Source organism: Burkholderia sp. MR1-5-21 (genome assembly GCF_053427715.1).
Genome location: NZ_JBSAXD010000056.1, coordinates 21,129 through 31,564, shown reverse-complemented (window position 1 = coordinate 31,564; position 10,436 = coordinate 21,129). Strand labels below are relative to the sequence as shown.

Below are 10,436 nucleotides of genomic sequence, written 5' to 3'. Positions count from 1 at the left end.
AGGCGCGGTGCGGAAGTGGTGGTAGTACGTGAGGACGCCATGCACCTCGGCGCGCGACAGGTTCAGCGCCTTCGCGAGCGGTGCGACGCAGCCCGGCGGCACATAGCCTGCATCGTCCTGGATCGCGTGCAGGATCGCGACGAGCGACCGGCCGGGACGCGCGTGCCGTTCGACGAGCGCGTCGGGCGCTTGGGAATTCGGGGACATCTGCTATGCTCCTCCAAAGTCTCATATGCGCTGGAATTTCATATTTCGCGCATGTCGACTTCGTTTTGATGGATTTTGGCCAACGATAAGCGGAACGCCGGGCGGTCGCAATAGGAAAACGGAGTGCATAAATGATTCGAGTCGAATGCGACGCGTATCTGCTCGTGCGCGACAGCCACGGCGGCACGGCGAGCCTGTCGGACGTCGCGCCGCTGCTCGAGCTCGTCGCGCAGACGGGCAGCATCGCGCAGGCGGCGCAGGCCAAGGGGCTGTCGTATCGGCACGCGTGGGGACTGCTGCGCGCGCTGGAAGCCTGCGTCGGCGGCGCGCTGATCGAGACTGCGCGGGGCAAGGGTTCGACGCTGTCCGAACTCGGGCAGGCGGTCGTCGATGCGCAGCGCCTCGCGCGCAGCCGTCTCGACGGGAACCTGCGCGCGCTGGCGGCCGAAGTCGCGAGCGACCTGAACCGGCGGCTCGCGCAACGCGACGGCGCGGTGCGCATCCATGCGTCGCACGGCTATGCGGTTGCGGCGCTCGTGTCCGCGCTGGTCGAAGCGCACGCGGCGGTCGACATCAAGTATCGCGAGAGCGTCGAGGCCGTGAAGGCGCTTGGGCGCGGCGAGTGCGAACTGGCGGGGTTTCATCTGCCGCGCGGCGCGTTCCGCGAACAATGCGTGCAGATCTACCGGCCGTGGCTCGACGACGCGCGTCACGTGCTGATTCACCTGACGCGCCGCAAGCAAGGGTTGTTTCTGCCGCGCGGCAATCCGAAACAGGTCGGCGGGCTGTCCGACCTCGCGCGCGACGACATCCGCTTCGTCAACCGGCAGCCGGGCTCGGGTACGCGCATGCTGCTGGATCTCGCGCTGCGCGGCATCGGCGTCGATCCCGAGCGCATCAACGGTTACGAGTCGGCGGAACTGACCCATTCGGCGATCGCGGCGTTCGTCGCGAGCGGGATGGCCGACCTCGGCTTCGGCGTCGAGCCGGCCGCGCATCATTTCGGGCTCGATTTCATCCCGGTCGTCGACGAGGATTACTACTTCGCCTGCGAGCGCGCGCGGCTCGACGAGCGGCCGCTCGCCGGTGTGCTCGCGCTGCTGCGCGATGCGCGTTTCATCGAACGGGTCGCGCGTCTCGACGGCTACGATCCGGCCACATGCGGCACGCTGACGAGCGTCGCGGCGGGGCTTGCCGGCGACGACGCCGGCGCCGCGGATGGCGGCAACGCACGGTAACGGGTGCGCGATCGAACCGCGCTGCAGTGGCGGGGGATTTGCGCTACGCTTGCCGCTTGATCAACGTTCCAACAAGCACGCCGTTCAGGCGTCGTTCCGCCATGAAACTTTCCGTTCCCCTTGCCGCGGCAGCGTTGACCGCGGGCCTGCTCGTCGCCGTTTCGCCGTTCGCGTTTGCGCAGAATTCGCCGGGTGTGCCCGGCGGCATCCTGAACGACCAGTTCCGCCTGAACGAACATCCGCAGATGCCGTTCGCGGCGTCAGACGCGTCGAAGAAATATCAGACCGGCAAGAAGTCTGCGCTGCGCCGCAAGGGCGACATGGGCGATCCGAACGGCTGCAACCTGAAATGTCCGATGGATGGCGAGTAACGCGCGGGTCGGGCTTCAGCGCGTGCGCGCCGCCGCGCACCCGTAACGGAACCTGACCGGGCGAGTTTGCGCGATTCATCCGGTCGCGCCGTACGAACGCCGCGCCAGTGGTGGCCTGATGCGGTCCGATCGTCGCGCAGCTTTCCAACCGGGGGAACACGGCTGCATTGACTGCAAGCCCCGCGAAGCATCCCGCTTCGCGGGGCTTGTGCATTTCAGGCGGCGATTGACGCGGTTCACGGGCGAATCGCCGGTCCGCGACACGAGGTCGGCGCGGTCGGGTCGATCGGGCCCGGAAGAGGGGACAGTCACTGTTCTAGTGGTTAACCCGTATCCAGAAAGTATGTGTTCCCGAAACCTGCCTTATTCTTAAGCAACTGCCTACATAAACTTCAGTTGTCAGCGATGAACGAGGCGTTCACCGCGAAAGACGGACAAATCTGGAGGTAGGTCATCATGAAGTCGCTCATTCAAGCTGTTGTCGTTGCTGCTGCAATCGTTGCCCCGGTCGTGTCGTTCGCGCAGTCGGGCTCGCAAATCACCCGCGCACAGGTGCGCGCCGAACTGGTCCAGCTCCAGCAGGCGGGCTATAACTCGGCACGCGGTGAAGATCCGCATTATCCGGACGCGATCCAGGCCGCGACCGCCCGTGTCGCCGCGCAGCAGCAAAATGCCGTTGCCCGGGCTCAGGGTGTCGACGTCAGCGGTTACGGCGCGCAAGCGCAGGGCGCATCGGCATCCGGTTCGCGTGCTGCAGGCGTGCGCCCGGCAAGTGCCGACGACATGAAGTCGCTGTATCGCGGCAGCTAAGCCGCCAGGCGGTATGAGGCGCGGTGGGTGCGACGATCAGTCGCGCCGCGCGCCGGGCGAGCGATCGCGGGCCGACCGGTGCCGCGGCCGGAATGCTCGCCACGTTCGCGTTCCGGTCGGACAGGCGTCAGCGGCCTCGTGCCGCAGTGGCGCCGTCCGCCGTTGGCGCGGCAGGCAATTCGCGTCTTTCCGTGCGGACGCGCACTGCGCCGGCGGACAGCGGCCGACCCTGCGAGGATGCGGTCTGTTGCCATGTGCCGGGCCACGGATCCGCGGCCCCTTCGACCCGTCGCTCGAAGCGGTAGACGACGGCGGGCGGGAAGTTCATCCATGCGATGCCGACCCGTGCGGCGCGAATGCCGATCGCTTCGAGTTGGCGTCTGGGAATCGGGCAGCGCGGCGCGTACGTGAATTGATAGAACGCGCCGCCGGCGGCCAGGTGGTGCGCAAACGCGCCTTGAACGATCGCGACTGCCTGTTCGACGGGCATCGCGACGAGCGGCAATCCGCTGACGATCGCGTGCGCTCGCTCGGCGCCGAAGAAGCTGCCCGTCAAGCCAAGCTCGGCTGCATCCATCTGCATCACGCGCAACGTGGGGAACTGGCGCCGCAACGCGCCGGCGAAAGCGGGATCGGCCTCGACCAGCACCAGCCGGTCGCTGCCCACGCCGCGTGCCAGCAGCGCGCGGGTGAAGACGCCGGTACCGGCGCCGAGCTCGATCACGGACGCGTCGTCATGCGAGATCTGTGTCGTCATCAGTGCGGCGAGCGCCGGACTCGACGGCGCGAGCGCGCCGACGCGACGCGGATTTCGCAGCCAGGTGCGCAGGAACAGCATCCATTCAAGCAATCGCATCGACGGGCTCCTGTCGGGATTCGAGCGGTGCGGTGGAAGTGGAAGGCGGTGATCGAGACGTCCGCCGTCAGATCAAGCATAGTGGGCCAGCGCGGGTTTCGACATGTTGGTTGTTACAGTCATTTACGTGTCGAGCGAGGCTGCCGTGACGGCCTGATGAAGGTGGGGAGCGGGGCGGGTGACCGGCGCGTTACATCGGACGGGCGGGATCGGCGAGTTGCGCCGGCCGTGAAAAAACAAAACCCCGGTGTCGTGCGACGACCGGGGTTTCTTCACATTCCTCGTCAGACGAGGAAGCGCGTATATGGTGGAGGCGGCGGGAATCGAACCCGCGTCCAGAAGCGCTCCACGACCAGTTCTACATGTTTAGTTCTGTCATTTGATTTAACCGCAGCGACGCGGACGAACACGCTGCACTACGGCGATTCGCTGGATTTTCGACCTTGGCGTCGCGACGCCGCCCAGGCTTAACTGACGTATATGACCTCTGGCGGTATTGCTACCGGTCTTGCGACGCTAGCCCGTCAGTGAACTAGGCAGAGGACGGCGGCCCTTAGGCTGCCAGTGCGAACGTATCGTCGTTTGCAGTTACGTTTTTCCCATTGATTAACGAGGTGACGGGTCCTCGACATGCCCTAGCCGCTTCACAACCCCTGTCGAAACCAGGTCGCCCCCGCGGATAAGATTAATCATTATAGCCCAACATCGCGCAGCAGCTCGCGCAATTGCTGCGTCGTCGCGACGAGATGCTGTGCCTGCCAGTCCGCCGGCGCGGCACCGTCGCCGCAATAGCCGTATGCGGCCGCGATCGTTGCCATGCCGGCCGCACTGCCGGCCTGAATGTCGCGCAAGTCGTCGCCGACATACACGATGCGCTCGGGCGCAAGCGTCAGCTGTCCGGCCGCATGCAGCAGCGGGGCAGGGTGCGGCTTCGGGTGCGGCGTTGTGTCACCCCCTACGACGCACGCAGCGCGCGTGCCGAGGCCGAGCAAGCCGACGAGCGGTTCGGTGAATCGCATCGCCTTGTTCGTGACGATGCCCCAGCGCACACCGCGCGCGTCGAGCTCGTCGAGCAGCGTGCCGATGCCGGGGAACAGCGCCGTGTGCACGCAGAGGTCGGTTGCGTAGTTGGCCAGGAACTCGTCGCGCATCGCGTCGTAGTCGGACGCGTGCGGGCCGATGCCGAATGCGCCGCCGAGCAGGCCGCGCGCGCCGGCGGACGCCAGCGGCCGCAGCAGGTCGAGCGGCGTCTCGGGCAGCCCGCGCACCCGCTGCATCTTGTTGACGGCGGCTGCGAGATCGGGGGCCGTGTCGGCGAGCGTGCCGTCGAGATCGAACAGCACCGCGTCGCAGCCTTGCAGGCGCGGTTCGTCGAGCGTGGCCCGGGCGGGCGAAAAGGGAGTCGTCATGCCGGTCGAGTCGTTGTCACGCGCTGCGGCGGCACGCAACGAGGTAGTTGATGTCGGTGTCGTTCGACAGCGCAAAGCGCTTGCCGAGCGGATGATACGTGATGCCCTTGATCTCGACGATGTGCAGGTCGGTTGCGCGAATGAAGCTCGCCAGTTCCGACGGACGGATGAAGCGCGCGTAATCGTGCGTCCCCTTCGGCAGCATCTGCGCGATGTACTCGGCGCCGATCACGGCAAACAGATAGGACTTCAGGTTGCGGTTCAGCGTCGAGAAGAACACCCAGCCGCCCGGCTTGACGAGCGTCGCGCAGGCCTCGACGACATTGGCCGGCGACGGCACGTGCTCGAGCATCTCCATGCACGTGACCACGTCGTAGGTGCCGGGCTCGCGGGTCGCGAGCGCTTCCGCGGCAATCGCCTCGTAGTCGACCGTCACGCCGCTTTCGAGGCTGTGCAGGTCGGCGACGCCGAGCGCTTCGGTGGACAGGTCGATGCCCTTCACCTGCGCGCCGAGTCCCGCCATCGATTCGGACAGGATGCCGCCGCCGCAACCGATGTCGAGCGCGCGCTTGCCGGCCAGATGCGCATGCGCGTCGATCCAGCCGAGCCGGACCGGGTTCAGGTCGTGCAGCGGCTTGAATTCGGCATTCGGATCCCACCACCGATGGGCGAGGTCGCTGAATTTCTGGAGTTCGTGCGGATCGGCGTTGGTCATGTCGGCAAACGGGCTACGGAAGGAGGGCGGTGCTTCGCTGCATCAAGCCCCGAGTATATAAGCGGGCGGACGGCGAGGCCAGCGAGCGCCCGGACGGGCGTCAATGAAAAAGCCCCGCCGAGGCGGGGCTTTGAAGCAGTCGGAGACCGCGGCTTACTGCGCCGGAACGGTCGTCTTCTGCACTTCTTGCGTACCGACCACTTCGACTTCCACGCGGCGGTCCGGTGCGAGGCAGGCGATCAGTTGCTTGCGGTTCTTCTGGCTGCAGCCGGTCGTGACCGGGTTGCGCTTGCCCTTGCCTTCCGTGTAGACCTTGTTGGCCGGCACACCCTTGCTGACCAGGTACGACTTCACGGCTTGCGCACGGCGCAGCGACAGACGGTCGTTGTACTTGTCCGAACCGATGCGGTCCGTGTAGCCCGTTGCGACGACCACTTCCGTGTTCATGCCTTCGATCTTCGCAGCCAGATCGTCCAGCTTCTGCTTGCCCAGCGGCTTGAGCGTTGCCTTGTCGAAGTCGAACAGTGCGTCAGCCTGATACGTGATCTTCTGGCTCGTGATTGCCGGAGCTGCCGGTGCGACCGGAGCCGGTGCCGGTGCCTGGGCGACCAGGGCGCCATCGCACTTTGCGTTGGCGGTGGCCGGCGTCCAGAACGCATCGCGCCAGCAAAGCTCGTTCGTGCCGTTCATCCACACGTATTCGCCGGTACCATTCACCCAGTTGTCGTTCACGGCTTGTCGCGACGCCGGCACCGACTGTGCCGAAGCGGATGCAGCCATAACTGCGGTAGCTGCAATGAACGCGAGCTTTGAAAGTTTATTCATATTTCTCCTCTCGAAATTGAGATTACCGCAGGTTTACTGCGAGCCTGTTGACGATGACAAGTCATACATTGCTCGAAGTATAACATTGGTGCGGCACAAAAAACGCGGCGCCGCTCTGTGTAGACTTCGAGCAGCGTCTAACTTTCAGTGCGTTGGCATTTTGCCATATCGTTCCCTTCCTACGAAAAAAAATCCTCCCCACCCCAAGATCGCCTCCGCGTTTGTGGTGCATGCGCAACACCGACCTGCCGCAACTTTTAGAGATTGTCAAGAGTGATGCGGCGAAATTGCGCGCTCGGGCGCTGATTGTTTACATGCGGGCGCGGGACGGGTGCAAAGGGGTGCAAAACGGACGGGCGCAGGCAGGCGTCGCGCATCCGGTGTGCAGGCGGTTTCTCCGTCGCGCGGATTTTCGCCATTCTTATATAGAGGGGGAGGCGAATTGGCCTGAGAAGGGCGCATGTTAGAATCTCGCGTTGCGTTGCGCATGCAGCGCTCACGCGAAAGGCGTTTCCGTCTTCGCTCCGAAACGATACGAATACATGGATCAATTCGCCAAAGAGACCCTGCCCACCTCCCTCGAGGAGGAAATGCGCCGTTCGTATCTCGATTACGCGATGAGCGTGATCGTCGGACGTGCCCTCCCGGATGTCCGCGATGGCCTGAAGCCCGTGCACCGGCGCGTCCTGTTCGCGATGCACGAACTGAACAACGACTGGAACCGGGCCTACAAGAAGTCGGCGCGTATCGTCGGCGACGTGATCGGTAAGTACCACCCTCACGGCGACAGCGCGGTCTACGAAACGATCGTGCGGATGGCGCAGGATTTCTCGCTGCGCTACATGCTGGTCGACGGGCAAGGCAACTTCGGCTCGATCGACGGCGACAACGCCGCCGCGATGCGTTACACCGAAATTCGCATGGCGAAGATCGGTCACGAGTTGCTGTCCGATATCGACAAGGAAACCGTCGATTTCGGCCCGAACTACGACGGCAGCGAGATGCAGCCGCTGATCCTCCCGTCGCGCATCCCGAACCTGCTGATCAACGGCTCGTCGGGTATCGCGGTCGGCATGGCGACCAACATCCCGCCGCACAACCTGAACGAAGTCGTCGACGCGTGCCAGCATCTGCTGCACAACCCCGACGCGACGATCGACGAGCTGATCGAGATCATCCCGGCGCCGGACTTCCCGACGGCGGGCATCATCTACGGCGTCGCCGGCGTGCGCGACGGCTACCGCACCGGGCGCGGGCGCGTCGTGATGCGCGCGGCCACGCACTTCGAGGAGATCGACCGCGGCCAGCGGATGGCGATCATCGTCGACGAGCTGCCGTACCAGGTCAACAAGCGCTCGCTGCTCGAGCGTATCGCCGAGCTCGTCAACGAGAAGAAACTCGAGGGCATCTCCGACATTCGCGACGAGTCCGACAAGAGCGGCATGCGCGTCGTGATCGAGCTGAAGCGCGGCGAAGTGCCGGAAGTGGTGCTGAACAACCTGTACAAGGCGACCCAGCTCCAGGACACGTTCGGGATGAACATGGTCGCGCTCGTCGACGGCCAGCCGAAGCTGCTCAACCTGAAGGAAATCCTTCAGTGCTTCCTCGCGCACCGCCGCGAAGTGCTCACGCGCCGGACGATCTACGAACTGCGCAAGGCGCGCGAACGCGGCCACGTGCTCGAAGGCCTCGCGGTCGCGCTCGCGAACATCGACGAGTTCATCGCGATCATCAAGGCCGCGCCGACGCCGCCGATCGCGAAGCAGGAGTTGATGGCGAAGGCGTGGGATTCGTCGCTCGTGCGCGAGATGCTGACGCGCGCCGAGACCGAGAACGCCACGGCGGGCGGTCGCGACGCGTATCGTCCGGAAGGGCTGAACCCGGCGTTCGGCATGCAGGGCGACGGCCTGTACAGGCTGTCCGACACGCAGGCCCAGGAAATCCTGCAGATGCGCCTGCAGCGCCTGACGGGCCTCGAGCAGGACAAGATCATCGGTGAATACCGCGAGGTGATGGCGCAGATCGCAGACCTGCTGGATATCCTGGCTCGCCCCGAGCGGATCACGACGATGATCGGCGAGGAGCTGACCTCGGTGAAGGCCGAGTTCGGCGATGCGCGCCGCTCGAAGATCGAGCTGAACGCGACCGAGCTGAACACCGAAGACCTGATCACGCCGCAGGACATGGTCGTCACGATGTCCCATGCGGGCTACGTGAAGTCGCAGCCGCTGTCCGAGTACCGCGCGCAGAAGCGCGGCGGCCGCGGCAAGCAGGCGACGCAGATGAAGGAAGACGACTGGATCGAGACGCTCTTCATCGCGAACACGCACGACTACATGCTGTGCTTCTCGAACCGCGGCCGCGTGTACTGGGTCAAGGTCTACGAGGTGCCGCAGGGCTCGCGCAACTCGCGCGGCCGCCCGATCGTCAACATGTTCCCGCTGCAGGACGGCGAGAAGATCAACGTCGTGCTGCCGGTCAAGGAATTCTCGGCCGACAAGTTCGTGTTCATGGCGACGTCGCTCGGCACCGTGAAGAAGACGCCGCTCGAGGCGTTCAGCCGTCCGATGAAGAAGGGCATCATCGCGGTCGGCCTCGACGAAGGCGATTTCCTGATCGGTGCGTCGATCACCGACGGCGCGCACGACGTGATGCTGTTCTCCGATGCCGGCAAGGCCGTGCGCTTCGACGAGAACGACGTGCGCCCGATGGGCCGCGAGGCGCGCGGCGTGCGCGGCATGCAGCTCGAGGACGGGCAGCAGGTCATCGCGATGCTGGTCGCGGGCAGCGAAGAGCAGTCGGTGCTCACCGCGACCGAGAACGGCTTCGGCAAGCGCACGCCGATCACCGAGTACACGCGTCACGGCCGCGGCACGAAGGGCATGATCGCGATCCAGACGTCCGAGCGCAACGGCAAGGTGGTCGCCGCGACGCTCGTCGATGCCGAAGACCAGATCATGCTGATCACGACCGCCGGCGTGCTGATCCGCACGCGCGTGTCCGAGATCCGCGAGATGGGACGTGCTACGCAAGGTGTTACACTCATCAGTCTCGATGAGGGTACCAAGCTCTCCGGCCTGCAGCAGATCGCGGAGGCTGAGGAGGGCGACGGCGAGGCCGACGAGGCGTCGGACGGCGAAGCCTGAACGGATGAGACTCTCGAGCCGCCGCACGCACGGCGATGAGCGCGGTGCGATGCGGGCGGCGAGAACCCATTCAAATTTCCAAAAGGGAGTGATGATGCAAAAGCAATTCAAGCAACTGGTCCTGCTGGCCGCACTGGTGCCGACGTTCGCGATGGCGCAAGCGCTGTCGAATTCCGCACCGGCGCCCGCCGCGGCAGCTGCGCCGATCGACGCCGACAAGAAGGCGGCGATCAAGGATCTGCTCGACGCGATCGACGCGCCGAAGCTCGTGTCGGCAATCGGCAACAGCGCCGAAATGCAGGCAAAGCAGCTGGTTCCGGCGATCCTGTCGGACGCGCTGTCGGAAAACAAGACGATGAACGACAAGCAGAAGCAGGCTGCCGTTCCGACGCTGCAGAAGAACGCCGTGCCGAAGCTGGTCGACGGCGCAGGCAAGGTATTCACGACGCCGGCGTTCAGCAGCGACGCGATGCAGGCTCAGTACGACGCGTACGCGAAGTACTACAGCACGTCGGAAATCAAGGATCTGACGACGTTCTACAAGAGCCCGACGGGCCGCAAGTTCATCCAGGTTCAGGATCAGGTCGGCCGCGACGTGGTCAACGGCCTGATGCAGAAGTACATGCCGCAAGCGATCCAGGCGACGCGCGCCCAGGCCGACAAGGAAGTCGCGGCAGTCAAGCCCGCCAAGTAAGCCGTCGCAGCCCGCCCCCGGCCGCGCCGGGTTTGGCGGGAGCCTGACGACAGTGCGATAATGGCCGTTTGCGCGCGAGCGCAAGCGGCCATTCCTTTTCCGGCGCGGCTCATTTGCAATTGACTTGCCGGCGGCGAGCCGGCCGCGTCCCTCCCGAGGTTTTCA

Annotated in this window: 10 protein-coding genes and 1 other RNA gene; 5 read left to right on the top strand and 6 right to left on the bottom strand. The window is 65.0% G+C overall.

Annotated elements, in window-relative coordinates; genetic code table 11:
• Positions 1-207: NAD(P)H-dependent oxidoreductase subunit E (locus ACV229_RS39445; RefSeq protein ID WP_448088461.1), on the bottom strand; the 207-nt coding region annotated here is incomplete at its 3' end.
• Between the two features lie 131 nt (positions 208-338).
• On the opposite strand from ACV229_RS39445, the gene ACV229_RS39440 reads away from it, so the two are divergent.
• The 3 genes from ACV229_RS39440 to ACV229_RS39430 all read left to right on the top strand — a co-directional run bounded on the left by ACV229_RS39440 (position 339) and on the right by ACV229_RS39430 (position 2,626).
• Positions 339-1,445, top strand: coding sequence for a substrate-binding domain-containing protein (locus ACV229_RS39440; RefSeq protein ID WP_448088460.1), 1,107 nt, complete (start codon positions 339-341; stop codon positions 1,443-1,445).
• 101 nt (positions 1,446-1,546) lie between these two features.
• Positions 1,547-1,816, top strand: a complete 270-nt coding sequence (locus tag ACV229_RS39435) for a hypothetical protein (protein ID WP_448088459.1) — start codon at positions 1,547-1,549, stop codon at positions 1,814-1,816.
• Between the two features lie 456 nt (positions 1,817-2,272).
• A complete protein-coding gene (locus tag ACV229_RS39430; protein WP_448088458.1) occupies positions 2,273-2,626 on the top strand; it encodes a DUF4148 domain-containing protein in 354 nt (117 codons plus the stop codon).
• 127 nt (positions 2,627-2,753) lie between these two features.
• On the opposite strand, the gene ACV229_RS39425 is transcribed toward ACV229_RS39430, so the two are convergent.
• The 5 genes from ACV229_RS39425 to ompA form a co-directional block, all read right to left on the bottom strand.
• Positions 2,754-3,482: a class I SAM-dependent methyltransferase gene (locus ACV229_RS39425; RefSeq protein ID WP_448088457.1), complete on the bottom strand. Its 729-nt coding sequence runs from the start codon at positions 3,480-3,482 to the stop codon at positions 2,754-2,756.
• Between the two features lie 305 nt (positions 3,483-3,787).
• Positions 3,788-4,157, bottom strand: a transfer-messenger RNA (tmRNA) gene (ssrA, locus tag ACV229_RS39420).
• A gap of 17 nt (positions 4,158-4,174) precedes the next feature.
• Complete coding sequence (locus ACV229_RS39415) at positions 4,175-4,891, bottom strand: HAD-IA family hydrolase (protein ID WP_448088456.1); 717 nt, start codon at positions 4,889-4,891, stop codon at positions 4,175-4,177.
• 16 nt (positions 4,892-4,907) lie between these two features.
• Positions 4,908-5,606: a bifunctional 2-polyprenyl-6-hydroxyphenol methylase/3-demethylubiquinol 3-O-methyltransferase UbiG gene (ubiG, locus tag ACV229_RS39410; protein WP_448088455.1), complete on the bottom strand. Its 699-nt coding sequence runs from the start codon at positions 5,604-5,606 to the stop codon at positions 4,908-4,910.
• A gap of 153 nt (positions 5,607-5,759) precedes the next feature.
• A complete protein-coding gene (gene ompA, locus ACV229_RS39405) occupies positions 5,760-6,431 on the bottom strand; it encodes an outer membrane protein OmpA (protein ID WP_448088454.1) in 672 nt (223 codons plus the stop codon).
• Between the two features lie 542 nt (positions 6,432-6,973).
• On the opposite strand from ompA, the gene gyrA reads away from it, so the two are divergent.
• Both gyrA and ACV229_RS39395 read left to right on the top strand, forming a co-directional pair.
• Positions 6,974-9,577 (top strand): DNA gyrase subunit A, encoded by a 2,604-nt coding sequence (gyrA, locus tag ACV229_RS39400; protein ID WP_448088453.1) that lies wholly within the window; start codon positions 6,974-6,976, stop codon positions 9,575-9,577.
• Between the two features lie 94 nt (positions 9,578-9,671).
• Complete coding sequence (locus ACV229_RS39395; protein WP_448078253.1) at positions 9,672-10,271, top strand: DUF2059 domain-containing protein; 600 nt, start codon at positions 9,672-9,674, stop codon at positions 10,269-10,271.
• The last annotated feature ends 165 nt before the right edge of the window (positions 10,272-10,436 follow it).